The 24,404-nt window shown below is 44.7% G+C and carries 26 protein-coding genes, 1 pseudogene and 1 other annotated feature; of the genes and pseudogenes, 25 read left to right on the plus strand and 2 right to left on the minus strand.

What is annotated here, in order from left to right:
* The first annotated feature begins 77 nt into the window (after nt 1-77).
* The 10 genes from rpsF (at nt 78) to metG (ending at nt 10,611) form a co-directional block, all read left to right on the plus strand.
* Nucleotides 78-365: a 30S ribosomal protein S6 gene (gene rpsF, locus ACWI_RS06725; RefSeq protein ID WP_070370662.1), complete on the plus strand. Its 288-nt coding sequence runs from the start codon at nt 78-80 to the stop codon at nt 363-365.
* Nucleotides 366-376: 11 nt separating this feature from the next.
* Nucleotides 377-814: a single-stranded DNA-binding protein gene (locus tag ACWI_RS06730; RefSeq protein ID WP_070370663.1), complete on the plus strand. Its 438-nt coding sequence runs from the start codon at nt 377-379 to the stop codon at nt 812-814.
* Between the two features lie 17 nt (nt 815-831).
* Nucleotides 832-1,059 carry a 30S ribosomal protein S18 gene (rpsR, locus tag ACWI_RS06735; RefSeq protein ID WP_070370664.1) on the plus strand — a complete coding sequence of 76 codons (228 nt, stop codon included), beginning with the start codon at nt 832-834 and terminating at the stop codon, nt 1,057-1,059.
* 274 nt (nt 1,060-1,333) lie between these two features.
* On the plus strand, nt 1,334-2,287 hold the full coding sequence (locus ACWI_RS06740) for a YybS family protein (protein ID WP_070370665.1): 954 nt from the start codon (nt 1,334-1,336) through the stop codon (nt 2,285-2,287).
* Complete coding sequence (locus ACWI_RS06745; RefSeq protein ID WP_070370666.1) at nt 2,284-4,257, plus strand: DHH family phosphoesterase; 1,974 nt, start codon at nt 2,284-2,286, stop codon at nt 4,255-4,257. Before ACWI_RS06740 ends, ACWI_RS06745 begins: the two co-directional genes overlap by 4 nt.
* Nucleotides 4,254-4,703 carry a 50S ribosomal protein L9 gene (gene rplI, locus ACWI_RS06750; RefSeq protein ID WP_070370667.1) on the plus strand — a complete coding sequence of 150 codons (450 nt, stop codon included), beginning with the start codon at nt 4,254-4,256 and terminating at the stop codon, nt 4,701-4,703. The genes ACWI_RS06745 and rplI overlap by 4 nt, the downstream gene beginning before the upstream one ends.
* Before the next feature lie 14 nt (nt 4,704-4,717).
* The gene (gene dnaB, locus ACWI_RS06755; protein WP_070370668.1) at nt 4,718-6,073 is read left to right on the plus strand and encodes a replicative DNA helicase; all 1,356 of its coding nucleotides are present in this window, start codon (nt 4,718-4,720) and stop codon (nt 6,071-6,073) included.
* Between the two features lie 12 nt (nt 6,074-6,085).
* Nucleotides 6,086-7,474 carry an NAD(P)/FAD-dependent oxidoreductase gene (locus ACWI_RS06760; protein WP_070370669.1) on the plus strand — a complete coding sequence of 463 codons (1,389 nt, stop codon included), beginning with the start codon at nt 6,086-6,088 and terminating at the stop codon, nt 7,472-7,474.
* The gene (gene rsmI, locus ACWI_RS06765; protein WP_070370670.1) at nt 7,475-8,317 is read left to right on the plus strand and encodes a 16S rRNA (cytidine(1402)-2'-O)-methyltransferase; all 843 of its coding nucleotides are present in this window, start codon (nt 7,475-7,477) and stop codon (nt 8,315-8,317) included.
* A 51-nt stretch (nt 8,318-8,368) separates the two neighbouring features.
* Nucleotides 8,369-8,596, plus strand: a binding site (T-box leader).
* 23 nt (nt 8,597-8,619) lie between these two features.
* Nucleotides 8,620-10,611 (plus strand): methionine--tRNA ligase, encoded by a 1,992-nt coding sequence (metG, locus tag ACWI_RS06770; protein WP_278278282.1) that lies wholly within the window; start codon nt 8,620-8,622, stop codon nt 10,609-10,611.
* Between the two features lie 276 nt (nt 10,612-10,887).
* Here the strand turns inward: metG and trxA (ACWI_RS06775) are convergent, their stop codons facing one another.
* A complete protein-coding gene (gene trxA, locus ACWI_RS06775) occupies nt 10,888-11,214 on the minus strand; it encodes a thioredoxin (protein ID WP_070370672.1) in 327 nt (108 codons plus the stop codon).
* Between the two features lie 128 nt (nt 11,215-11,342).
* On the opposite strand from trxA (ACWI_RS06775), the pseudogene ACWI_RS19610 reads away from it, so the two are divergent.
* The 15 genes and pseudogenes from ACWI_RS19610 to ACWI_RS06845 form a co-directional block, all read left to right on the plus strand.
* Nucleotides 11,343-12,689, plus strand: a pseudogene (locus ACWI_RS19610) (aminotransferase class I/II-fold pyridoxal phosphate-dependent enzyme); the annotation flags it as partial.
* Nucleotides 12,690-12,776: 87 nt separating this feature from the next.
* A complete protein-coding gene (locus tag ACWI_RS19615; protein WP_070370693.1) occupies nt 12,777-13,472 on the plus strand; it encodes a dTMP kinase in 696 nt (231 codons plus the stop codon).
* Entirely contained in the window at nt 13,465-13,776 is a 312-nt protein-coding gene (locus tag ACWI_RS06785) for a DUF2007 domain-containing protein (protein WP_070370673.1), read from the plus strand. Before ACWI_RS19615 ends, ACWI_RS06785 begins: the two co-directional genes overlap by 8 nt.
* Nucleotides 13,777-13,799: 23 nt before the next feature.
* Entirely contained in the window at nt 13,800-14,786 is a 987-nt protein-coding gene (gene holB / locus ACWI_RS06790) for a DNA polymerase III subunit delta' (RefSeq protein WP_070370674.1), read from the plus strand.
* A gap of 5 nt (nt 14,787-14,791) precedes the next feature.
* A complete protein-coding gene (locus ACWI_RS06795) occupies nt 14,792-15,631 on the plus strand; it encodes a PSP1 domain-containing protein (RefSeq protein WP_070370675.1) in 840 nt (279 codons plus the stop codon).
* A 69-nt stretch (nt 15,632-15,700) separates the two neighbouring features.
* Nucleotides 15,701-15,868 carry a 4Fe-4S binding protein gene (locus ACWI_RS06800; RefSeq protein WP_070370676.1) on the plus strand — a complete coding sequence of 56 codons (168 nt, stop codon included), beginning with the start codon at nt 15,701-15,703 and terminating at the stop codon, nt 15,866-15,868.
* Nucleotides 15,869-16,056: 188 nt separating this feature from the next.
* Nucleotides 16,057-16,218, plus strand: a complete 162-nt coding sequence (rd, locus tag ACWI_RS06805; protein WP_070370677.1) for a rubredoxin — start codon at nt 16,057-16,059, stop codon at nt 16,216-16,218.
* Between the two features lie 88 nt (nt 16,219-16,306).
* Nucleotides 16,307-16,798, plus strand: a complete 492-nt coding sequence (locus ACWI_RS06810; protein WP_070370678.1) for a hypothetical protein — start codon at nt 16,307-16,309, stop codon at nt 16,796-16,798.
* 241 nt (nt 16,799-17,039) lie between these two features.
* A complete protein-coding gene (locus ACWI_RS06815; RefSeq protein WP_070370679.1) occupies nt 17,040-17,606 on the plus strand; it encodes a flavodoxin family protein in 567 nt (188 codons plus the stop codon).
* 30 nt (nt 17,607-17,636) lie between these two features.
* On the plus strand, nt 17,637-17,957 hold the full coding sequence (trxA, locus tag ACWI_RS06820; protein ID WP_070370680.1) for a thioredoxin: 321 nt from the start codon (nt 17,637-17,639) through the stop codon (nt 17,955-17,957).
* 208 nt (nt 17,958-18,165) lie between these two features.
* Nucleotides 18,166-20,277, plus strand: a complete 2,112-nt coding sequence (locus ACWI_RS06825) for a YhgE/Pip family protein (RefSeq protein WP_070370681.1) — start codon at nt 18,166-18,168, stop codon at nt 20,275-20,277.
* Between the two features lie 127 nt (nt 20,278-20,404).
* The gene (locus tag ACWI_RS06830; protein WP_070370682.1) at nt 20,405-21,004 is read left to right on the plus strand and encodes a TetR/AcrR family transcriptional regulator C-terminal domain-containing protein; all 600 of its coding nucleotides are present in this window, start codon (nt 20,405-20,407) and stop codon (nt 21,002-21,004) included.
* A gap of 63 nt (nt 21,005-21,067) precedes the next feature.
* Nucleotides 21,068-22,438, plus strand: coding sequence for a 23S rRNA (uracil(1939)-C(5))-methyltransferase RlmD (gene rlmD, locus ACWI_RS06835; protein WP_070370683.1), 1,371 nt, complete (start codon nt 21,068-21,070; stop codon nt 22,436-22,438).
* A gap of 156 nt (nt 22,439-22,594) precedes the next feature.
* Nucleotides 22,595-23,056 (plus strand): hypothetical protein, encoded by a 462-nt coding sequence (locus ACWI_RS06840; protein ID WP_070370684.1) that lies wholly within the window; start codon nt 22,595-22,597, stop codon nt 23,054-23,056.
* 399 nt (nt 23,057-23,455) lie between these two features.
* Nucleotides 23,456-24,103, plus strand: coding sequence for an IS110 family transposase (locus tag ACWI_RS06845; RefSeq protein WP_242871586.1), 648 nt, complete (start codon nt 23,456-23,458; stop codon nt 24,101-24,103).
* Nucleotides 24,104-24,120: 17 nt separating this feature from the next.
* On the opposite strand, the gene ACWI_RS19335 is transcribed toward ACWI_RS06845, so the two are convergent.
* Nucleotides 24,121-24,404: hypothetical protein (locus ACWI_RS19335; protein ID WP_242871587.1), on the minus strand; the 284-nt coding region annotated here is incomplete at its 5' end.

Consider the following 24,404-nt stretch of genomic DNA (forward strand, 5'->3'; position numbering starts at 1 on the left):
AAGATGTGATATAATTAAAAGCTGTAATCCTTGCTCGCTGGAAAAGTGAGCCATAGTCCATGAGGAGGTGAAATGGAATGAGAAAGTATGAAACACTATTTGTTTTAAAACCGGATCTTGAGAAAGAAGCGATTGAAGAACTTGTCGGCAAAGTGAAGGCTGTTATTGAAGCAGCTGGAGAAATTGAAAAAGTCGACGAATGGGGCAAACGAAAGTTAGCCTACGAAATCGATAAAAAGTATCAAGAAGGATTCTATGTTTTAATCGACTTCAAAGCTGATAACTCAGTTCTTGATGCATTAGATCATTTATACAAAATTAACGAACAGTTTATTCGAAGCATCGTTATTAAAAAAGAGAAATAGGGGGCAATTCTGTGAATAAAGTAATTCTCGTAGGAAGACTAACCCGTGATCCTGAGGTGAAAAACACTACAACAGGCAGAGCAGTCGCTTCATTTACCTTAGCGGTGGATCGTCGTTTTAAAAACAAAGATGGTCAAAAAGAAGCAGACTTTGTGCCAGTCGTCGTGTGGGGAAAACAGGCAGAAATTGCTGGACAATATTTGTCAAAGGGTAGCCAAATTGGTGTATCAGGACGACTACAGGTAAGAAGTTACGACGCACAGGATGGTCAACGACGTTATGTGACGGAAGTTGTTGCCGATGAGATTAGTTTTCTCTCATCCGGCCGGAGAGATTCTAACGCCGGATTCCAGCAAACTTCAGCGCCACAATCCAATAATAATATGTCAGTAATGGGATTGGATGAAGATTTTCATCTGATGGCCGATGATGACGATATACCTTTTTAAGATAGGAGGAAAATACAATGCCAAAACCATTTAAAAAGCGAAGAAAAGTTTGTGAGTTTTGCGAACGAAAAGTAGAAAATGTTGACTATAAAGATGTAGTTACGTTAAAAAAATTCGTTTCTGAACGTGGAAAAATTCTACCAAGACGAGCAACCGGCACCTGTGCTAAACATCAGAGAAAGGTAACTGAAGCCATTAAACGTGCGCGAAATGTTGCCCTATTACCATATAGCTCAAACAATTAAAAACGCAAAGCTGTTTGTTTCAGGAAGGATCTGGAGCGAACAGCTTTTTCTTTTTCACCAATGAGCAACATAAATCCTTGGGCGAAGCACCTGTAACAACGCACCAGGCAAATGATTCTGCCGGGAAGGTTAGGAAGAATTGTGGGAGAAATTAAAAATCAGAGCAAACAAAAATAATAGGCATTTTCCGTTAATATGATATAATGGTTCAGTAACTTTTTATAGAGTAATAAAAGGTATGTGGTAATACGTAAGTTACCAATTTGGAGGATCAATGAAAACACGTGGAATAACAGAAGGTGCCATGTTTTGTGCCCTGGGAGTCATTCTTACCTTAGTTAGCTATTATTTACCTTTTTTTGTGCTATTGGTATTTTTTATACCGGTACCAATGGTGGTATTGGGAAAACGCCAGGGCCTGAAGGTGAGTATTCTTTCTTGCATTGCGGCCACGATTCTGATTGGTCTTTTTTTGGGACCGCTCAATGCGATTTCTTTTGGGGCGCTGATGCTCTTTGTGGGCTGCAGTCTGGGATTTGCCTATAATCGGGATTATTCACCGGTTTTTAAAGTTGCCATCGGAATTGTTGGTTTTGCGATTTTGCTGATTGCGGTGGTGGCCAGTTATGAATGGGTGATGGGGATTGGTTTTACCAGCCTGTTGTTACAGACCCTGGAACAGAGTACCAGTGAGGTGATGACGTTTTATCAAACTGCCAATATTATGGATGCCGAACAGTTGGCAATGGCCAAAACGGCCATGGATAAAAACATAGAAATGATGAAGCTGGCATTACCGAGTGCTTTTCTGTTACTGCCAGTTGTATTTGGGATGGTCAATGTGATCGTTTCGGATATGATTTTAAAACGCATCGGCTATCCGGTTAAAACCTTCAAACCGCTGAGCCAATGGGAAATGCCAACAAGCCTTAAATATTTTTTGATGGTACTGATCCTCGGTGATTTTATCATCAGTATGTTTCAGGTTACCACGATCCCGCAGATTTATATTGTCACGGTGATGAATTTTGTCAATATTATTTTCCTCGTTATGGGACTGTCATTGATTTTAAACTATCTGGAATACAAGAAATTGACGAACAAGGGGTTAAACGTGCTGGTAGTCATTTTAAGCTTATTGTTTAGCTCACTGGTAACCATTTTAGGGATCGCAGATACTTACATCGGAATTCGTCGGATTTTTCGAAGGGAGTCCCAGATCAAATGAAAGAGTCAAAAAAAGATATTGTCCGATTTGCGTTAGCGGCACAGTTGATTGTCTCTCTGGTACTTGGTTTTTATAATATCTTCCTGGGAATTGGTGGCGTTGTTATCTTTGTGATCCTGATCATGTATTACACTAAAAACACCACCATTGATGAAATCAAAATCGATAAAGCCATTGATGAAATTTACAGTGATCTCGATAAGATTAATCAGGAACGGATGTATGAAATGCCGATTGCCATGGCGATTGTTGATAATGAAGGCATCATTTATTGGTATAACCAGGCATTTGGAAAGGCGTTTAAAAAAGAAAAAGAAGGTTTATTCAAAAAAAATATTATTACCGAATTGGATTTTAATCTGACCGCCGCCATCAAGGCTGATGAATTCACCTTCCATTATGAAGAACGGGACTATGGCGTGGTTACCAATGCGTTCTCTGACAAGATCCATAGTTTTGAACTGCTGCATTTTTTTGATATCACCGAACAAAGTAAGCAACGACAGCTGTACCGGAAAAATTCACCGCTGTTTTGCTACATCGTCATCGACAATTATGATGATATCATTGAGCAGATTCCCAGTCATAAGCGTTCGGCGATTCTTGGAAAGGTCGATCTGAAGCTTAACGAATGGGCGAAACAGCTGGGCAGTGTTATCATTGAGTATGAAAGTGACCGTTATCTGATGATTTTTGAGCGGGGAAAAATCTGTGCTCTGCAAAAAGAGAATTTTAAAATACTTGATGAAATTCGGGAAATCGAAAATGATGAAAAAGTGCCGATTACCCTCAGTATTGGTATTGGTATCTCTGAAAGTATTCTGGGGATTATCGAATCCCAGGAATTATCCCATTCAGCCCTGGATATTGCCCTGGCTCGGGGCGGTGATCAGGCCGTGGTCCGCCAGGATGAAAAAATGTCCTTTTACGGGGGCAAAAGCGAAGCTACCGAAAAAAGAACCAAGGTTAAAGCCCGGGTTAAGGCTTACGGTCTGAAAGAGCTGATCAAAGAGTCGGATCATGTTCTGATGATGGGTCATCAGAATCCGGATATGGACTGCCTGGGTTCGGCGGTCGGGTTGCTGGGAGCCTGTAAATCCCTTGGTAAAGAAGGAAAAATTGTGATCCGGGAGATTAATTATTCGATCAAATCGCTGTTTGATTATCTGTTGGAGAATGAAGCCTATCAGGATGCCTTTATTACCCCCAAAGAAGCCGAAAGCTATGCCACTAAAAACACACTATTGATTATTTTAGACACCCAAACCGTCAATTATCTGGAGATGCCGTCCCTGGTGGATCAGATCCCTAAAATAGTGGTGATCGATCATCATCGGCGGTCTGGAAAAGCCATTAATGAAACGCTGTTGACCTATACAGAAGCCTATGCTTCATCCACCTGCGAACTGGTGACTGAGCTGCTGCAGTATTTTGATGAGAAGAGCCAGCTCAATGTCATTGAAGCCAACGCTTTAATGGCGGGGATGTGTATGGACACCAAAATGTTTACCTTAAAAACGGGAGTAAGAACCTTTGAAGCCGCCTCTTACTTAAGGCGAAAGGGCGCCGATACGCTAATCAGTAAAATTTTGCTGCAGGATGATCTCAATACCTATACGGCCAAATCGGATGCTGTCAAAAATGCTAAAATTTATTTTGATAACATTGCGATCTCAACTTTTGAGAACAATACCGATTATGGCAAGGTGATTGCTGCCCAGGCAGCGGATGAACTGTTAAATATCAAGGGGATTGTGGCTTCCTTTATCATTCTTAAAAATGAAGAGGGGCTGGCCATCAGTGCCCGCTCCATGGGCGAGGTCAATGTTCAGGTAATCTTAGAGAAATTGGGTGGTGGCGGCCATTTGGCCATTGCCGGAGCACAGTTCCCCGGTGAAAAAAACATTGAAACCGGCGTCGAGCTATTGCTCACTGCTATAAAAAAATACAAGAAGGAGAATGGATCATGAAAGTAGTCTTATTGGAAAATGTAAAAAATGTTGGAAATAAAGGTGATATTGTTGATGTAAAGGATGGTTATGGCCGGAACTTTTTGATTAAAACCGGTAAGGGCGTCATTGGTAATAAAGAAAATATTGCCATGGCGGAAACGACTAAAGCTGAAGAAGCACAAAAAGTCGCAGCCGAACGACAGGCTGCTGTCGAACTGGCAAAAACAATCGATGAAACGGAAATTACCATTACCGAACGGGCTGGCGAAGACGGCAAACTGTTTGGGTCGGTTACCAGCAAAGACATTGCTGAAGCTCTGGAAAATCAAAAAGGCATCAAGGTTGATAAGCGCAAAGTTGAACTGGAAATGCCGTTGCGTAATGTGGGTCGGGCCGAAGTCAAAGTTAAAACCTATCAGGGCGTGGTCGGAAAACTGACCGTGCTCATCAAAGGCGAAGCCTAGGAGACTAAGCGGTGATGAATCCCAAAGTCCCGCCCCATAATATTGAAGCCGAACAGTCGGTGCTAGGCGCCATCTTGATGGATGAGTCCAATATTGCCCGGGCTGAAGAGCTATTGTCCCCCCAGGATTTTTATCGGGGCGGCCATAAAGAAATCTATGAAGCGATGCTTTCTCTTCACAACGAGAGAAAGCCCATTGACACCGTTACCCTGATTAATGCCCTTAGAAACCGGGGAGTTCTGGAAAAAATCGGCGGAATTGGTTATCTCAGTGAATTGGTCGAGATGGTGCCGATTCATCGGAATTATCTGGAATACTGCCAGATTGTTCATGAAAAGGCGGTGATTCGTAATCTGATTCATACGGCCACCCAGATTCTTGAAGACAGCTATGGTCAGTATGAGAATATCGGGGATGTGATTGATCGGGCCGAACAGGAAATCTTCAAAGTTTCCCAGGGTCGACGAACGGGTGATTTTCAGAGCATTCAGGAAACCCTGGCCACCACCCTGGCCCAGATTGAAGCGATTGAAAGTAAAAAAGGTAAACTCACCGGAATTGAAACCGGTTTTACCGAGCTTAACCATATTACCTCCGGCTTGCAGCCCTCCGATCTGATTATTGTGGCTGCCCGACCATCAATGGGGAAAACCGCCTTTGCCTTGAATATCGCCCAAAATGCGGCCATCAAAGATAACCGCTCGGTGGCGATTTTCAGTCTCGAAATGTCCAAGGAACAGCTGGTACAGCGTATGCTGTGTGCCGCCTCATTGGTGGACAGCAATAACGTTAGAACCGGTAATCTCAGCAAGGAAGACTGGGAACGAATGGTGGTTGGTTACAATACCCTTTACGGCGCCAGTATTTTTATAGATGATACCCCGGGGATTACGGTTTCAGAAGTCCGTTCCAAATGTCGGCGGCTAAAAACCGAAAAAGCCCTGGATTTGATTGTCATTGACTACCTGCAACTGATGAGCGGCGGTGGTCGGACTGAAAACCGGCAGAATGAAATTTCTGAAATGTCCCGGGGCTTAAAAGCCCTGGCCCGGGAAATGGAAGCGCCAGTGATTGCTTTGTCACAGCTCAGCCGGGCCCCGGATGCCCGAACCGATCACCATCCGGTCATGTCGGATTTGCGTGAGTCTGGTTCGATCGAGCAGGATGCCGATGTGATCATGCTTTTATACCGGGAATATTATTACGATAAAAACCCGGAATTAAAAAACTTATCTGAGGTAATCATTGCCAAGCAACGTAACGGTCCAACCGGAACCGTACGCCTGGCCTGGATACCCGAATATACAAAATTCAACGATCTGGCTGTGGGTTATAATGAAGATGACTACGGCCCGGATGCGTTTGCATAAAGGAAGAAGAACATGAAATATGATGTAATCATCATCGGGGCTGGCCCCGGTGGTATTTTTGCCGCCATGGAACTGGCCAAAAAGAACAAGGAACTTAAAATATTGATGCTGGAAAAGGGCAATTCGATTGAAAAACGGATCTGTCCCAAGCGTCAGACCAATGTCTGCATTGGTTGCAAACCCTGTAATATTACTACCGGATTTGCCGGAGCCGGGGCCTACTCGGATGGCAAACTGTCGCTTTCACCGGATGTCGGCGGCGAGCTGCCGGAATACATTGGCTATAACACCACGGTTGATCTGATTAAATATGTTGATGATCTCTATATTGAGTTTGGTGCCGACAAGCGCGTTCATGGCCTGGATGATCCCGATAAGATCCGGGATATTCGTACCAAGGCGATCCAGAGCAATTTAAAACTGATTGAATGTCCGGTTCGTCACATGGGCACCGAGGTCGGTTATACCATTTATCAGCGGATTCAAAATTACTTAATCAACGATCTGGGCATCGACATTAAGTTTAGAACACCGGTGCAAAGCCTGGTAGTCGAAGATAATTCTGTCGTCGGCGTGGTCGCCAAAGGTGAAACCTACCGGGCTGACAAGGTATTGGTGGCTGTGGGCCGGGATGGCTCGGAATGGTTTACCTCGATGTGCGAAGAATACAAGGTGGAAACCAAGGTCGGGAAAATCGATATCGGCGTCCGTTTGGAAACCCGCAACGAGGTCATGCAGGAAATCAATGAGGCCCTTTATGAAGGTAAGCTGGTTTATTATACACCCACCTTTGATGACAGCGTCCGGACCTTCTGTTCCAACCCCGGCGGAGTTGTATCGACCGAATATTATGATAACCAGTTGGCGGTGGTCAATGGACACAGCTATAAATCCGACAACTTAAAAACCCATAACACCAATTTTGCCCTGCTGGTTTCTAAAAGCTTTACCGAGCCTTTTAAAGAAGCGGTTGCCTATGGCAAGCACATTGCCGGGTTGGGAAATATGCTGACCGGTAACAAGATCATGGTACAACGCTACGGTGACTTCTTAAGAGGCCGCCGTACCACCGAAGAGCGGCTGATGCGCAATAACATCCGGCCAACCTTAATCGATGCGGTGCCCGGGGATCTCTGTTTAGTACTACCTTACCGGATTATGAAAGATATTGTCGAAATGATTCAGGCCCTGGATCATGTGTCACCGGGTCTGGCCAGTGATGAAACCCTGCTCTATGGGGTAGAGGTTAAGTTCTATTCCAATAAGGTGACCGTAGATAAAAACTTCCAGTCCAGCATTAAAAATCTCTACGTGCTGGGGGATGGCGCTGGAGTTACCCGGGGCTTGATGCAGGCCTCCGCCAATGGGGTCTATGTGGCCCGAAACCTTTATAACGAATAGATGTCCGGAAAACTCTATATAGTCGGTACTCCGATTGGGAATCTGGATGATATGAGCATCCGGGGCCTAAAAGTCCTGCAGTCGGTGGATCTGATTGCTGCTGAAGATACCCGGCATTCGATTAAGCTGCTCAACCATTTTGAGATTTCTAAAAAAATGGTCGCCTATCATCAGCATAACGAACAGCAGTCTTGTGAGGGCCTGATTGAACTGCTAAAACAGGGTCAGAACATCGCCCTGATTTCTGATGCCGGAATGCCGCTGATTTCCGATCCGGGGTCAGTCCTGGTTAAAAGCTGTGTCGCCAATGCCATTGCCCTGGAAGTGGTCCCCGGCCCCAACGCCGGGCTCTGCGGCCTGGTGTTGTCAGGACTGGACACCCGTTCCTTTTTATTTCTCGGCTTTTTAGGTAAAGACAATAAGGCGGTTAAAGCAGGGATCAACCGGATTGAAGAATCAGTCGATACGGTGGTGCTTTATGAGTCCCCCCACCGTCTGCCAAAAACTCTGGAAATTTTGGTCAAGCAGGGGCTCGGTCACCGGCAGATGAGTATCTCCCGGGAGCTGACCAAACGCTATGAGGAAACCCGTTATGGTACCATCGCAGAACATCGGGACTATTATCAGGAAAATCCCCCCCGGGGCGAGTATGTCCTTTGTATTGAAGGCCGAACCGCCGATGAAGGTAAGGTGGCGGCTTCGCTGGAACTGGAAAGCCTGAGCCTGGAAGACCATCTGGCTCATTATCTGAAGTCAGGTCTGCCGGAAAAAGAAGCCATGAAAGCGGTGGCCAAAGACCGCAATATTTCAAGACGGGATGTTTATAACGCAGTTAAGCGATAAATCCCTTGAAAAAATCTGGAATTAAAGTATAATAGGGATAGCAATTAAATAAAAATTACAATGAAGAGAAGAGTAGGTGTGGATGCTGTGAAGAGAGAGCCGGGATGGTGAAAGCCGGTGACAGAAAAAGCATTGAAGATGGCCTCGGAGTAAGTTTGGGTGAATCGTTTAGCCCGAACCGCTTGACGCGATAAAACTTAAAGTTTTAAAAACTTATGAAGGCATTATTTGTGAGAATAATGTGAACTAAGGTGGTAACGCGAACCCTTCGCCCTTAACTGGACGGGGGTTTTTTTTGTTGGATTAAACCCACCAAATACAGAAATATGAATAAAGGAGAACTTATGTCAGAAAAAACATTTTATATTACTACCCCCATTTATTATCCCAGTGGGAACTTGCATATTGGCCATACCTACACCACGGTGGCAGCCGATACGATTACCCGGTTCAAAAAACTGCAGGGTTATGACACTTACTTTTTAACCGGTACCGATGAGCACGGTCAAAAAATTGAAAAAGTGGCGGCTGAAGCGGGCGTTGCGCCCCAGGCCTATGTCGATGGGATTGTCACCGGCATTAAAAACCTCTGGGACACCATGAACATCAGTTACGATCAGTTTATCCGGACCACCGACCCTGAGCATGAAAAAACGATTCAGCGGATTTTTAAAAAGCTCTATGATCAGGGGGATATTTATAAATCCAACTACGAAGGCTGGTACTGCACGCCGTGTGAATCCTTCTGGACCGAAAGTCAGCTGGTCGATGGTAACTGTCCTGATTGTGGCCGAGCGGTGGAAAAAGCTTCAGAGGAAGCCTACTTCTTTAAAATGTCCAAATATGCCGACGATTTGCTCAAACATATTGAAGACCACCCCCATTTTATTCAACCGGAATCCCGCAAAAATGAAATGATCAATAACTTTATTAAACCCGGACTCCAGGATTTGTGCGTTTCCCGAACATCCTTTACCTGGGGCGTGCCAGTTGATTTTGATCCCGGTCATGTGGTTTACGTCTGGATTGACGCCCTGCCCAACTACATTTCGGCCCTGGGTTATCTCAATGACAAACCGGATCTGATGGAAAAATACTGGCCAGCGGATGTTCATCTGGTCGGCAAGGATATTATCCGCTTCCATACCATTTACTGGCCAATTATTTTGATGGCACTCAAATTACCACTGCCCAAACAGGTTTATGGCCACGGCTGGATTTTATTAAAAGGCGGAAAAATGTCCAAATCGGTGGGGAACGTGGTTGATCCGGTGGTTTTAGTCGACAAATATGGGGTTGATGCCTTGCGCTACCATGTGCTGCGGGAAATGAGCTATGGTTCGGACGGTGTTTATAACGAAGACCTGCTGGTCAGTCACATCAATTCTGACCTGGCCAATGACCTTGGCAATCTGCTTAGCCGGACCCTGGCGATGACTGATAAATATTTCGGTGGGATTATTCCCAAGGAACGGGAAAAAGAAGCCATTGACAGTGAACTGATTGATCTGGCTGAAAAAACGCCCGGGATTGTCAGTGACTACATGGATAAGCTGGATTTTAGCCGGGCCCTGGAAGAAATCTGGAAGCTGGTATCCCGTTCCAATAAATACATTGATGAAACCCAACCCTGGGTACTGGGCAAAAGTCCCGAAAAACAGGCTCGTCTGGCCCAGGTAATGTATAACCTGACCGAGTCCTTGCGGATCGTAACGGTGCTGATTTCGGCGGCAATGCCGGAAACCGCCCGAAAAATCGGCCAGCAGCTAAACTGTCCGGCGGCATGTCTAACCTGGGACAGCATCCAGCAGTTTGGCGGCTATCCGGAAGGCCTCAAGATCGAACGCTGCGACGCCCTGTTCCCACGGATTGAGCTGGAAAAGAAAGCGGAACAGCCTCTTAAAGAAGAGAAAGTTAAGCCCGAAAAAGCTAAAAAAGAAAACGACAACGCAACTCCGGAAGAACTGCCGGAAGGTCTGATCACCATTGACGATTTTGCCAAGGTGCAGTTGCGGGTGGCTGAGGTGGTTGCCTGTGAACCCCATCCCGATGCTGATCGCTTGCTGGTTTTACAGCTGATGGTCGGCCAGGAAAAACGGCAGGTGGTCTCCGGGATTGCCAAATACTACGCCCCAGCAGACCTGGTTGGCAAAACCGTCATTCTGGTGGCCAACTTAAAACCGGTCAACCTCCGGGGATTGGAATCCAACGGGATGATCCTGGCCGCTACCAAGGGTAAGAAACTGTCCCTGGTTACCGTCGATGGCATTCCCTCCGGTGGAAAAGTTTCGTAAGATTCGCATAAATTGTTTTGTGTGAACTGCTAATGGAGCGCACGGGAGGATTAAAAAAAGTCTATACAGAATAAATTCTGTATAGACTCAGACTGTCAAAAAAGCTAACCCAGTACCGACAATTGTTAGATCATGTTGTACGCATCGGAGCGGACACGGCAGAGCCTGTCCGATTCCGCAGCGAACAACAGATTAACAATTGGTCGGTACGGTAGTATATCGACAACCTTAGTCTAGACAGAATGAATTCTGTTTAGACTTTTTAAAAGCCCCGAATTAGAGGCTTTTTATCATCTCGATGTATTCATTTTTTTCGCGAACACCGACAAAGCGGTTGACCGCTTCACCGTTCTTAAAGAAAACCACGGTGGGGATACTCATCACCCGAAATTGTTGGGCCAGGGCCTGGTTGTCATCCACATTGATTTTACAAACCTTCATACCAGCTTCAAGCTCCTGAGATATTTCATCAATTGTCGGTGACAGGGCTTTACACGGGCCACACCATTCTGCCCAAAAATCCACCATGACAGCTCCATCATAGGATAAAATCTCGGTTTCGAAATTTTCCATATTGATTGTTATAACTTTTTCACTGGACATTATTCTCTTCACCTCTTTAACATATTTGCTCAATCATTATATAATAATTCTTTAGAAGATAAAAGGATAAAAGTAAAATTTCTCCGTTTAAAGGAAAGGGATTGTGTTAAAATAGAGGCATGAAAAAAATGGATAGAAAAAAGAGTATCATCAAAAGTGAGCTCGAAAAGCTTAACAAAAACAACACGCACCGGTTTCACATGCCCGGTCATAAGGGTCGGGGTGAAGCCTTTGCCTTATACGACTATGATATTACCGAAATCCCCGGTGCAGATAATCTTCATGATGCCCAGGGGATCATCGCAAAGGCCCAGAAAAAACTGGCAACGATCTATCACAGCGATGAAGCGGCGATTCTGGTCAACGGCACCACCACTGGGATTCACAGTGCCATCCTGGGCAGCTGTGCTCCGGGTGAGCAGCTGCTGGTGCCCACCAACTGTCATCGGGCCGTTTTTGGGGCCCTGGGGCTGGGACGCATTGAAGGGGTTTTTATCACCCCGGAGATTGACCGCAACCTGGGCTTTGCCCACTCAATCAGTGAGGCTGCAGTTCGTCAGGCGCTGGCCAAAAATCCGCTCAGTAAGGGGATGATTTTGACCAATCCCAGCTATTATGGTACCATCAGTGACTTAAAAACCATTGCCGCCATCCTTCATGAGCAGGGGAAATTTTTAATTGTTGATGAAGCCCACGGCGCCCATCTGCGCTTTAGTGACAAACTGCCGCCAGATGCCATTTCTGCTGGTGCCGACGTGGTGATTCAGAGTACCCATAAGATTCTGGGATCACTGACCCAAAGCTCCCTGCTTCATTTTCAGGGCAGCCGGGTCAATCGTCAGAAGATCAAAGCCTATCTCAGTCTGCTGCAAAGCTCATCCCCCAGCTATCCGCTGATGATCTCGGTGGAAGAGGCGGTGGATGCGGCCGCTGAAAAGGGCGAAACCGTATTTAATTCGATTGTGGCGGCCCATCAGGAATTTTGTCAGCAGCAGAATGGTCAGGAGCCGATTGTGCTGTATGGCGGAGAGAATCCGGAGCAGGATTATGATCGCAGCAAGTGGCTGTTTTGGACCCGGGGCATCACCGGAGCGGAAGTGGAAGCCCGGTTGTCAGCGGAGTATGGCATTCAATGCGAAATGTCATCAGCGAATCATCTGCTGGCGATGACCGGCATGGGCACCACCCGGGCGGATCTGACAAGCTTAACGCAAGCTATCTGTGCTATAAATAAAACCATCAGGCGAGACGAAAAAGAACCTCAGCCCCCCCGACTGTGGCGGGAGCAGCTCGATTTTACGGCTGCTGTCCAAACCGAGATGCCGCTGTGGGAAGCCCTTGCCTGGGAGGAACGCTGTCAAATACCGCTGGAGCTGGCCATTGGGCAGCTGGTTGGGGATTTTATTATTCCCTATCCGCCGGGGATCCCGGTTTTATTACCGGGCAGCCGGATCACCGCCGAAATGGTGGTATATTTAAACGACCTGCTGGATCATCAGGTGGCGGTGGTGGGGATTGATGCTAACAGAGCAGTCACAATTATTAAAAAGGAGCCGGTAATCATGGAAAAGAATCATCAGGGACAATTGATCGTCATCGAAGGAGTGGATGGTAGCGGGAAACAGACCCAAACCCAACTGCTTTATGACCGGCTGGTAAAAGCGGGGGAAAACGTCATGAAAATCGCCTATCCCCGCTATGACAAAAAATCGTCAGCGCTGGTAAAATTATATCTGGAAGGGGCCTTCGGAAAAGATCCCGGGAGCATCAGCCCCTATATTGCTTCAACCTTTTACGCCGCCGACCGTTATGCCTCCTACAAGGAAGATTACGAGGACTTTCTTGCACAGGGGGGATTGGTGCTGGTCGATCGCTATACCACCTCGAATATGGTTCATCAGGCGGGAAAAATAAAGGATCCGGACGAACGGAAACGTTTTCTTGACTGGCTCTGGGATTTTGAATTCAATCTCTATGGTCTGCCGGTTCCAGACCAGGTCTTTTTTCTGAACATTCCCCCGGAGATCAATGAGCAGTTGATTAAAAACCGCAACAATAAAATAACCGGAAAACAGCAAAAAGATATTCACGAAAGCAGTCCCGAACATCTTAGAGATTCCTACCGCAGTGCCCTGGCGCTGGTGGCAGAATACGGCTGGACGGAAATCAATTGTGTTGCGGATAACCAACTGCGCAGTATAAATAGCATTCATCAGGAAATCTGGGAACGCATAAAGGAGCATAAATCAAATGATTGAAGATCAGTACACCTATTTAACCATGGCCGACTCCGACATGGATTTTATTCTGCTTAAGAATTATTTAAATGCCCACGGGATTGAGGTCATCACCAGGGAAAAAGGTTTTGGTGGACCAATTCGCAGTATTTTTATGGGAAACTTTACCCCCGCTCACATTGAGGTCTTTGTTAAAGACAGCGATTTCGAAATGGCCCTTGAGCTCCTGGATTATGAAGAATTCAGTGCTGAATTGGACAAAGAATTGGGACTGGATCGTGATGATTGGGATAACAGTGATGAGAAAAAGAAAAAACCCCATTAATAACTGTCTTTGAGAGGAAAACTATGTTTGAGATGATTCAGGGTCACCAAACCATTACCAAGCATCTTGCCAACGAAATAGATTCCCAGCAGGTAAGCCACGCTTACCTTTTTTCTGGAATCGACGGGATCGGAAAAAAGAAAACCGCCCAGGAGTTTGCCAAGGCCCTTTTATGTCAGGATCGGGAGAAGCCGGGTTGCGGACATTGTCCGGTTTGTCTTCAGATTGAGCATGAAAACTATCCAGATGTCAAAATAATTGAGCCCAAAGCGGGAGTCGACAGCATCAAGATCAGTCAGGTGCGAGAAATGATCAGCGAGCTGGCGATTAAACCCTATTCGGGAGACTGGCGCATTAATATCATTGATGGGGCCGAAAAGATGACGCCAGAGGCCCAGAACAGCTTACTGAAGTCGTTGGAAGAACCGCTTAGTTATAATATTTTTATTCTGGTCACCAGCCATCCCCAGTCCATCTTACCGACGATTCGCTCCCGCTGTCAAAGCTATCATTTTCAGCCGCTGAGCATGGTCGAAATGGAGGCTGCTTTTTTTGAGCAAGGTGAATTTGAAAAACAAGCAGTGACCGAAGCCGTCCGGGCTGCTGGGGGATCTCCGGGGATGGCCTTATACCTGCTTAATAATGGTGAGATTCAAAAAGAAAGAACTCACTATCTGCGGGAGCTTTACAGCTTGTTAAAAGGGGACGAGATAAAGATTTTTACCCTGGCCGAGGTTTTATCGAAGGATAAGGCCACCAGCCAGGAAATGCTGGAGTTTTTTATTCACTGGTTTTATGAGGTCAATCTACTTTTGGAAGGTCATCCACTGCCGCAGCAGGGGGAGCCGAATCCGGCCCATCGGGCCTACCATCAACTATTGGAAAATGAAAAAAATCAGGCGATCATTAAAACTTTGTTTGAAATGATGGCGACGATACAATATAATGTTAATTTAAGATTACAATGGGAAAAGTGTTTCATTAAGATAATGAAAATTCAGAAAGGATAAAGCCAATGGGAAAATCAGTCGTCGGCGTACGATTTAAAAAAGTGGGCAAAATATATTATTTTGATCCCCTGGATATTGAGTTTGAACAGTTTGATCCGGTTATTGTGGAAACGGTCAGAGGCATTGAGTATGGTGAAATTGCACTGACTGCCAGAGATGTGGATGAAGCAGAAATAGTGGCTCCGGTAAAACCAGTGATCCGCAAAGCAACGGAAACAGATACCAGGGAGTTTAACAAACTCAAGCAAAATGAACAGGACGCCAAAGCAATTTTTATTGCCAAGGCCAAAAAGCACAAGCTGGAAATGAAACTGATCGATGTGGAGTATACCTTTGATCAGAAAAAGGCGATTTTCTATTTTACTGCCGAAGGCCGGGTCGATTTCAGAGAGTTGGTCAAGGATCTGGCTTCGATTTTCAAGGTGCGGATTGAACTTCGACAAATCGGGGTGCGGGACGAGGCCAAATTATTCAAAGGCCTGGGTGTCTGCGGGCGGACGACCTGCTGTGCCCAGTGGCTGGGGGATTTTACCCCGGTATCGATAAAAATGGCCAAGGAACAGAACCTATCGCTCAATTCGACGAAGATTTCGGGGATCTGCGGTAGACTCTTATGTTGTCTGACCTATGAGCAGGAATTCTATGAAGAGGTTTCAAAAAAACTTCCCAAAGTGGGACAGCGTGTCATCACTGCCGATGGTGAGGGGGAAGTTTTCAAGTTAAGTATTCTGGAAGAAACCGTTTTCGTCAAAATTCAGGTGAATAAGGATGAAACCGAGGTAAAAAAATATCTTCTGGAAGAAATTGAAGTAAAAAAATTCGAAAAAGTCAAAAAAGACAAATAATCATCTTGATTTCACTTCAAAAAAGGATATAATAAAGATGTTGTTAATGCTAAAAGGAGGGTTTTTTAGATGGCTTATAAAATTACAGATGAATGTATTGCTTGTGGCTCTTGCATGGATGAATGTCCAGTAGAAGCAATTTCTGAAGGCGATATCTATGTTATCGATGCAGCTACATGTACTGACTGCGGCGCTTGTGCAGAACAATGTCCAGTAGAAGCAATTGTTCAGGACTAGTTAGAAGTATGAAAAAAAGGCACCTTCCAGAATATTCTGGGAGGTGCCTTTAACGTGGACTAATGCAATCAGTAATTTTTTATTAAATCATTTAAAATATTTAAGAGGGTGTTAAATAATAAGATATATGGGTAAATACCTGTTTAAGAAATAAAATCAATGACAGATTAAGATCTGGAGGAGGAAAAATGCAAAAATATGTATGTGATATTTGCGGGTATATTTATGATCCTGAGGTAGGGGATCCTGACAGCGGCGTTGCACCAGGAACCGCCTTTGAAGATATCCCCGAGGATTGGGTTTGCCCTTTGTGTGGCGTTTCAAAAGAAGATTTTTCACCAGAAGATTAGAAAAGTGCAATCAAAAAAGAGCCAAAGCTCTTTTTTTTATGGGATCAATGGGTTATAATGAAAATGACTACAAAAACATGGAGGACATATGGCAGTTAAAGCACGGGAAACCCTTGAAAGCAAACAAATCAGCATCACAACCCTGGGGATATTAATGGTGGTGGTGGTTGGATATACGCTTCTATACAATCAGTTTGCCAATACCCTGGAAGATTATCGGTTAAAAACAATTGTTGGTGTGATCAGTCTGGTGATTATGATGGGGGGCTTTTTAATTTCACTGCGCTATATTACAACCATCTACGAGATGCTCATTACCCATGACCAATTTACCATCGAACGAAAAATATTTTTTTGGAAAAAAACGGTACTGGAAATAAAAATAGATGACATAATAAAAATTCTGCCTATCGAAGAAGCTAAAAAGATCGAAGGACCAATGCGTAACTATACCCTGACAAATATGGACGGAAAACGAAAATATGTGATTCAATATAATAAACAGGGAAAAATTTGCTGTGCCAAGATCCAATGTACCGGGAAATTCCATGAAACCTTAAAAAAACAGGTCAAAATATAATAGTTTTAAGGAAACCTTAAGGGAAATAGGGTATTATTTGGACATAACAAGTTACCCTCTTTCAAAGTTTTTAGAAAAAACCGAACGCTTTTCACACGGCTTCGGTTTTTTTCTTTTTTGGATAAAAAAACTTTTGTGATTCAGAAGAAATTTTAACAGGCAATTAGATGTTGTTAATGCGGTAATAAATCGGGTATAATACTCCTAAATAACTAAAGGATCCATCAGGAAAGGAAAATCTATGGAAATCGTAGCAATTATGGGAAGCCACCGGAATGGTCAGAATACGCAGAAGGCCATCGACTATTTTATTAATAAAATTGAAGTTGAACACGAATTGTTTGAATATAATGTCAATAAGATCGACGTTCAGGCGTGTACGGCCTGTGATTATTGTATTCCGCATCAGGGCAAATGTGTCCTTGAGGATGATATGACCCAAATTTATCAAAAAATGGAGAGCTGTGATTTGCTGATCGTGGCCAGTCCCGTTTATTTCAGTGCTTTTCCCTCAAAAATTAAAGCGCTGATTGATCGAACCCAGATGATTTATAACCTTAAGGATAAATCGAACATCAAAAAGAAAAAAATTCTGATCATCGGAATCGGTGGGGCACCTCATTATCCGAGGCAGTTTCAGGCCATGGATAATACCCTGGAGTGGTACAAAAAAACTCTGAGCTGTGATGAGATCGGCTTCGTCCAATTTTCCCATACCGATGAGCTGCCAGCGCTGGATAATAAAAATTGTCTGGATGAGCTGGCAGAAATTGCAGCCAAAATTAATGGGCCATTGGCCAAGAATTAAAAAATAATCAAAAAATAAGGAGAAATAAAAATGGCAAAGATAATCGATCAAACCGAATTTGATACTCTGGTTTTAAAAGGTGAAGGTGTGGTCCTGGTAGATTTTTTTGCGACCTGGTGTGGGCCCTGTAAAGCCCTGGCACCGATTTTAGAAGAGGTGGCCGAGGAGTTGAAAGACAAGGTGGGCATTTATAAGGTCGACATCGATCAGACCCAGGGTCTGGCCCAGCAATACCGGGTAATGAGCGTGCCAACCATGAAGATTTTTAAAAGTGGCGAGGTGGTAGAAACCATCGTCGGGCTTCAATCAAAAGGGGTTTTACTGGAAAAGCTGAATTACTATGCCGGTTAGGTAACAATAAGCCAGATGACACGAATCACTTCATTTAAGAAGTGATTCTTTTTTTGCAGCTAAAAACCTTAAAAAAAATAAGGAGACCGTTTTCATTTTTGGACAAATAGGCTCTTTTGTCGCGATTTTCGACAAGTTTACAGAATCGTATAATTACAAGCGGAACGCCTGGTGCTATACTCCTTAAAGCAAGTGAAAGGAGTAAAAAATGAATAAAAAAATAGTGAACAAAGCCAATACAGTGAGACTTATTGTCATTATCGGTGTTATTATTATACCACTTATGTATAGTTTTTTCTATCTCAGTGCCTTCTGGGATCCCTACTCAAAACTCAATAACCTGCCGGTGGCACTGGTCAATAACGATGCCGGTGCGACCATTAATAATCAGCAGCGCAATCTGGGGGAAGAGTTTATTGATGAACTGATTAAGGATGGCACCTTTAAGTATGTAATCACCGACGAGGCCACCGCTAAAGCCGGTACCGAAAGTGATGATTACTATGCCATGATCGTGGTTCCAAAGAATTTCTCAAACAATATTGCCTCAGCGGCGACGGTCAATAAGCAGACCGCCAGCATTATCTTTTCACCCAACGAAAAACGAAATTATCTGGCCAGTCAGATCCTCGGAAAAGCTGAAATGCAAATGGAAACCAGCTTAAGAGAAAGCATTTCTGGCGAGATTGTCAATAATTTGACCGATCAGGTGGCCAAGGTGCCCGGTCAGTTGGGTACTCTGAATGATGGTTTAACCCAGCTTTCCAGCGGCTCAGCGCAACTTTTGAGCGGTTCCCAGACCTTAGCGAACGGTACCTATTCGCTGGCCGCCGGTTCCCAGGAATTGGCAACCGGTTCAGAAACCCTGGCCGCAGGGACTCAGGCCCTGGCCGCTGGCAGTCAAACTCTAGCCGATGGCACCCAAACTTTGGCCGCTGGAACATCACAGTTTGCCGCCAAGTTCTCTGATTTCAACGATGGCATCAGTAGTCTGAAAAGTGGCTCAGCCCAGGTTAGTTCCGGTGCTGAGTCGTTGGCCGCCGGAACGGACCAGCTCAATCAGGGGATCGCGGCCTATACGGCAGGGGTCGATAGCCTGATTGGCAACGTCAACCAGACCTCGGCTTTTATCTCAGCCTTTGTCGCGGAGCATCCGGAATTGATGGCTGACCCCCAGTTTGCGGCCTTTATTTCGGATATGGCCTCCAGTGACAATGCCGAGAGCATTGCCCAACTGGAAGCTGCGGGCAGTCAACTAAGCGGCGCATCCGACGCCATTGCCGCCGGAACCCAGGCATTGGCCGCTGGAACCAGCAATCTGGATGATGGGATTGCCACTGTCAGTGCCGCCGCTGGCCAATTAAATAATGCTGCCGATAGCATCTCATCCGGAGCCAGTGCCGTTTCAGACGGCGCTTCATCACTGACAAATGGCGCAACGGCTTTGTCAAACGGGGCGACTACGCTGACCAATGGGGTCTATACCCTGGCCGATGGTGCTTCCACTCTGGCCAGTGGTGCCACCACTCTGGTCGATGGTCAACAGCAACTTAACAACGGCATCACGACTGCCCAAAACGGCGTTACCACCGCTGTCAATGACGCCAATGCCGACACCGCCAAATTAAATGGTTTGGGCACCTATGTCAGCGAACCGGTCACGGTGGACGATGCGGTGATTGATCCGATTGCCAATTATGGCACCTACTTTTCACCCTACTTTATGTCGCTGTCACTTTGGGTTGGTGGTCTGATTATCTTCTTCGGGATTTATTTTGATGCCGATCAGAAATTTAAGATCCTGTCCCGGGAAAGCAGCAATAAGACCGCCCGCAGTTTTATTTACCTGCTGTTGGGTCTGGCCCAGGCGGTGCTGCTGGGCAGCATCATTAAATATGCTTTAGGGCTGGAAATCGCCCATACCGGCCTGTACTATGTTTCGGTTTGTCTGGTCTCGATGACCTTCCTGGCGATTGTCCAGTTCTGTATTATTCACATGGGCGATGCTGGAAAGTTTGTGGCACTGACCTTGCTGATTCTGCAGCTGACCTCCTGCGGCGGCACCTTCCCGATTGAAACGGTGCCCAAGTTCTTCCAGGTACTGTATCCCTTTATGCCGATGACCTATTCGGTGGTGGTGTTTAAGGATACCATTACCGGTGCGATCTCCGGCGATTTCTGGCACAGCTTTCTGATTCTGGTTATTTATCTGGTGGTTTTCTTTGCCGCCACGATCCTCCTGACCCTAATTAAGAAAAAGAAAGCCGAGAAAGAGAATGTCACCATTAAAGGCGAATTGAACTCCGACCATTTATTTTAAAATGACCCAGATTAAAAGAACTCTGCATAGCAAAATGCGGGGTTCTTTTTATTTGGGGCGGATTACTTTGAAATAAGAAGCGGAAATGATATAATTATTTTCAAAAAAGATCATGAGGAGTGTCTGCATGTCCGATGCGTCAATAACCAAAAAAGCCATTGCCAAAGGCTTTAAACATATTCTAAAAAATAAAAACTTTGAAAAAATTACCATTGCCGAAATTACCGCTGCGTGTGGTCTGAACCGCCAGACCTTTTATTATCATTTTCGAGATAAATACGATTTGATTAACTGGATTGTTTATCAGGAGGCGATTTTAGTCATCCGAACCGATCTCACCATCGAAAACTGGGACAGCAAGGTGCTGGCGCTGTTGACGACGATGAAAAAGGATGGTCACTTTTACCAAACCACCTTAAAAGACATCGCTGGCACCGAATTTCAGAATTATCTGTTTACCGTCACCAAGGAAATATTTATGGAAATGATTGAACACCTGGCCAGTGATCGCAAAATGAACCCGGAAGTTGCTCCGGTGATGACACCCCAGAAGAAAACTTTTACCGCCGAATTTTTATCCTATGGGGTGGTGGGGATGATTATCGACTGGGCCCAAAACGGGATGAAGCAATCACCCGAGGAAATCACCATCAGCATCAAAGAGATTATCAACGGGGCCCGGATGTTTGCCGTTTCCCGTTATTTTCAGGAACTGACCAAAGCGTAACAGCCAAGACCGGCTGGATAAACAGCCTCGTATAATAAAACAAAAAATTTTAAGGAGACCACATTGAAAAAGAATGAAACGATTGAACTAACGATAGAGGGATTTAATTTTCCCGGTAAATCCTGGGGCATGCACGGCGAAAAAAAAGTCGTCATGAAAAACGGCCTGCCGGGTCAAAAGGTATCAGTGAACATTGCCAAAAAACGCAAAAAATATGAAGGCCGAATTCTGGAAGTATTGGCAAAAGCCCCCAATGAAATCCCCGCCGCCTGCGATGTTTTTGATAAATGTGGGGGCTGTACCTATCAGAACCTGCCGTATGACCAACAGTTAAAGCTCAAAGAAAACTACGTTTTAAACCTGCTGGATCAGGCTGGGATCGCAGGCTTTGCCTATGAGGGGATTGTCCCCAGCCCGGAGGTTTTTGGTTACCGCAACAAGATGGAGTATTCCTTTGGCGATAACGAAAAAGATGGCCCGCTGATGCTGGGACTGCACGAACAGGGCAGCTTCTACAATATCGTCAAAACCGATGGCTGCCAGATTACCGACGGGGATTTTAATGCGATTCAAACGGCGGTGCTGGGCTATTTTGCTCAAACCGGGGACAGCTATTTTCATAAACGCAGCCACGAAGGCTTTTTACGGCATCTGGTCGTACGCAAGGGCAAACAAACCGGGGATCTGCTGATCAATCTGGCGACTACCAGCCAGGGAACCCTGGACGAAGCGGCTTTTGTCAAATGCCTGCTGGATCTATCGCTTATCGGTCAGATCCGGGGGATTCTCCATACCCAGAACGATGGCGTCGCCGATGTGGTTAAAGCCGAAACCGCCAAAACCCTGTATGGCGAAGACAAAATTGAGGATACTATTTTGGGACTGACCTTTGAAATCACCAGCTTTTCCTTTTTTCAGACCAACACCTTAGGGGCCGAAAAGCTCTATTCGGTCGTTCGGGATTTTGTCGGCCAGGAACAGAACGAAGTCATTTATGATTTATACTGTGGTACCGGCACCATTGCCCAGGTACTGGCACCCGTCTCTAAAAAGGTGGTCGGCATCGAGTTGGTCGCCGAAGCGGTGGAAGCGGCCAAAGCCAATGCCACCAAAAACGGTCTGGGTAACTGCCAGTTTATCGCTGGCGACGTGATGGTGGAGGTGGCCAACCTCCATGATTCGGCCGATGTGATTATTCTAGACCCGCCTCGGGATGGCATCCACCCCAAAGCGATCTTTAAAATTCTGGATTTTAAACCCAAAACCTTTGTGTACGTATCCTGCAAAGCGACATCGCTGGCCCGGGATCTGCCGTTTTTTGTGGCAGCGGGGTATGCGGTGAAGAAGGTGAAGTGCGTGGACATGTTTCCGCATACCGGCCATGTAGAAGCGATAATTCTGATGACGCGTAGTGGTTCGGGCGAGAAAAAGTAGAGGTTGACCACAACATATAGTGGTTTTGGTCCGATTTTGGGGCAAAAACAGACGAAAAAATGACGTTTTTTGACCCCTAAAAAAGGGCAAAAATATAGATGACATGGTGGATTTCAAATAAAAAAGAGTGCTCTAGCGAATTTTCGGAGGATGTTAATGAAGGATATTACTAGATTGGTTAATAAATTTAGAGAGGCTTTGGATTTAGCAAGGGACTCAGGTGAATTCGACAACGACATTTCATTTTACAATTTCCCGCGCGGATGTTGTGGTGATGCGAGTGATTTGTTAGCGCAGTTTTTGTTGGATCATGGGATTAGAACATATTATGTCTGTGGTTCGTATTATGATGATTCATTTGAAAACTCTCAATCTCATGCATGGTTAATGACAGGTAACCAAATTATTATTGATATCACTGGCAATCAGTTTAGATATAATCCAGTTTTTCTGAATTATGATAAGCCAGTCTATGTCGGAGTAGAAGATGACTTTCATAGATTATTTGAAGTAGAAGATAGGGATATTCACGAAAATAATGGTTTGGATTCATTGGGAGGCGCGTGCCAACCGAGATTAAACGAGTTGTATCGGAAGACTATTAAATACATTTTATAAGTAAACATGCATATATAAGAAGTGTGAAATCGGATCTGCTTGGACTATAGTTCCTCAATCACTTAATTAAATAATTTTAGCACCAAGCGGCAAGTCTTAGGTTGACTTAACAACCTACAGGCTTGCCGTTTTTAGTACCATAAAGTGTAAGTGTTAAGCACATCATTAGTGCTGTAACATTTGCACTTATTTTTATAATAAGGGAAGTAATTGGTCTGGCGTGGCGCTTTTTGGATTAACCACATCCGTCATAAAAACCGTCAACCACCCCTTATTATAAGCATTCGATTAAGCAGGTTGGAACTCTTGGATGAGCTTTCGTGTAACGAGCTAAAATGAATTATAATAAGTGTGGATGGGAACAATTACAAATTTTTAGAATGTGAGGAATAACGCTCAATGATAAGTGTAGGTATTGATATTTCAAAAGAAAAGAGCACAGTCTGTATTTTAAAACCATACGGTGAAATAATTTCTATGCCTTTTGAAATAAAACATGCAGAAAAAGCATTGTCAGAATTAGCCACAATGCTTTTAAGATTTAACGAAGAAGTTAAAGTTGTGATGGAAGCTACCGGAATCTATCATCTGCCTGTACTTAGTTATTTACAGGAAAAAGGAATTTTTGTGGCAGTGATCAATCCGTTAGAGATGAAACAGTATCGTAATCAGGGACTAAGATCGGCAAAAACAGACAAGAAGGACGCCATTACAATAGCGAACTATGGGATTGATTATTGGTTTCGACTTAGGAGATATGAAGCAACCGAGGAAATTTATCAGGAGCTTAAAATACTGGGAAGACAATATAGTCATTATATATGTATGAGGATAGAAAGCGTGCAATCATTGATACATTTACTGGATTATACCATGCCGGGTATTAAAGGACTGCTAAAGGGGTGGCAGGATGCCAATGGCAAAGACAAATTATCGGATTTTGTTGAAACGTATTGGCATTTTGATAACATAACAAAAATGTCGGAAGAAAACTTTATTAATAGTTATGTGAACTGGGCAAAAGAAAAAGGATACCATCAAAGCTAAAATAAAGCCGTCAAGATTTATTCCCTGGCAAAAGAAGGTATCCCTACACCGTCTGCAGAGATGGAATCAACCCAAATAATGCTACAGCAGGCAGTAAGCGTATTGAAACAAGTCAATACCACTTTAACAATTATTTTAGCACGAATGAAGGATTTAGCCAAGCGATTGCCGGAATGTTTTTTGCAAGTACTTTTTGCAGAAAGTTGCAAGTTAAAAATACAGAATGTTGCATTATGGAAAATCCATAGTTTTGCAAGCTGAAATGCGAAGCGATTTCGATAAAACTCAAAGCATTGCAGGC

It is taken from the genome of Acetobacterium wieringae (genome assembly GCF_001766835.1).
Lineage (GTDB): Bacteria > Bacillota > Clostridia > Eubacteriales > Eubacteriaceae > Acetobacterium > Acetobacterium wieringae.

Excerpts from the sequence above, each read along its gene's own strand:
- dnaB (WP_070370668.1), top strand. The coding sequence starts at position 4,718 with ATGAATCCCAAAGTCCCGCCCCATAATATTGAAGCCGAACAGTCGGTG.
- ACWI_RS06845 (WP_242871586.1), top strand. The coding sequence starts at position 23,456 with ATGATAAGTGTAGGTATTGATATTTCAAAAGAAAAGAGCACAGTCTGT.
- holB (WP_070370674.1), top strand. The coding sequence starts at position 13,800 with ATGTTTGAGATGATTCAGGGTCACCAAACCATTACCAAGCATCTTGCC.
- ACWI_RS06830 (WP_070370682.1), top strand. The coding sequence starts at position 20,405 with ATGTCCGATGCGTCAATAACCAAAAAAGCCATTGCCAAAGGCTTTAAA.
- rd (WP_070370677.1), top strand. The coding sequence starts at position 16,057 with ATGCAAAAATATGTATGTGATATTTGCGGGTATATTTATGATCCTGAG.
- ACWI_RS06745 (WP_070370666.1), top strand. The coding sequence starts at position 2,284 with ATGAAAGAGTCAAAAAAAGATATTGTCCGATTTGCGTTAGCGGCACAG.
- ACWI_RS06760 (WP_070370669.1), top strand. The coding sequence starts at position 6,086 with ATGAAATATGATGTAATCATCATCGGGGCTGGCCCCGGTGGTATTTTT.
- rpsR (WP_070370664.1), top strand. The coding sequence starts at position 832 with ATGCCAAAACCATTTAAAAAGCGAAGAAAAGTTTGTGAGTTTTGCGAA.
- ACWI_RS06840 (WP_070370684.1), top strand. The coding sequence starts at position 22,595 with ATGAAGGATATTACTAGATTGGTTAATAAATTTAGAGAGGCTTTGGAT.
- ACWI_RS06800 (WP_070370676.1), top strand. The coding sequence starts at position 15,701 with ATGGCTTATAAAATTACAGATGAATGTATTGCTTGTGGCTCTTGCATG.
- ACWI_RS06815 (WP_070370679.1), top strand. The coding sequence starts at position 17,040 with ATGGAAATCGTAGCAATTATGGGAAGCCACCGGAATGGTCAGAATACG.
- ACWI_RS06825 (WP_070370681.1), top strand. The coding sequence starts at position 18,166 with ATGAATAAAAAAATAGTGAACAAAGCCAATACAGTGAGACTTATTGTC.
- ACWI_RS06795 (WP_070370675.1), top strand. The coding sequence starts at position 14,792 with ATGGGAAAATCAGTCGTCGGCGTACGATTTAAAAAAGTGGGCAAAATA.
- rplI (WP_070370667.1), top strand. The coding sequence starts at position 4,254 with ATGAAAGTAGTCTTATTGGAAAATGTAAAAAATGTTGGAAATAAAGGT.
- ACWI_RS19615 (WP_070370693.1), top strand. The coding sequence starts at position 12,777 with ATGGAAAAGAATCATCAGGGACAATTGATCGTCATCGAAGGAGTGGAT.
- trxA (WP_070370680.1), top strand. The coding sequence starts at position 17,637 with ATGGCAAAGATAATCGATCAAACCGAATTTGATACTCTGGTTTTAAAA.
- rsmI (WP_070370670.1), top strand. The coding sequence starts at position 7,475 with ATGTCCGGAAAACTCTATATAGTCGGTACTCCGATTGGGAATCTGGAT.
- trxA (WP_070370672.1), bottom strand. The coding sequence starts at position 11,214 with ATGTCCAGTGAAAAAGTTATAACAATCAATATGGAAAATTTCGAAACC.
- ACWI_RS06785 (WP_070370673.1), top strand. The coding sequence starts at position 13,465 with ATGATTGAAGATCAGTACACCTATTTAACCATGGCCGACTCCGACATG.
- rpsF (WP_070370662.1), top strand. The coding sequence starts at position 78 with ATGAGAAAGTATGAAACACTATTTGTTTTAAAACCGGATCTTGAGAAA.
- ACWI_RS06740 (WP_070370665.1), top strand. The coding sequence starts at position 1,334 with ATGAAAACACGTGGAATAACAGAAGGTGCCATGTTTTGTGCCCTGGGA.
- ACWI_RS06810 (WP_070370678.1), top strand. The coding sequence starts at position 16,307 with ATGGCAGTTAAAGCACGGGAAACCCTTGAAAGCAAACAAATCAGCATC.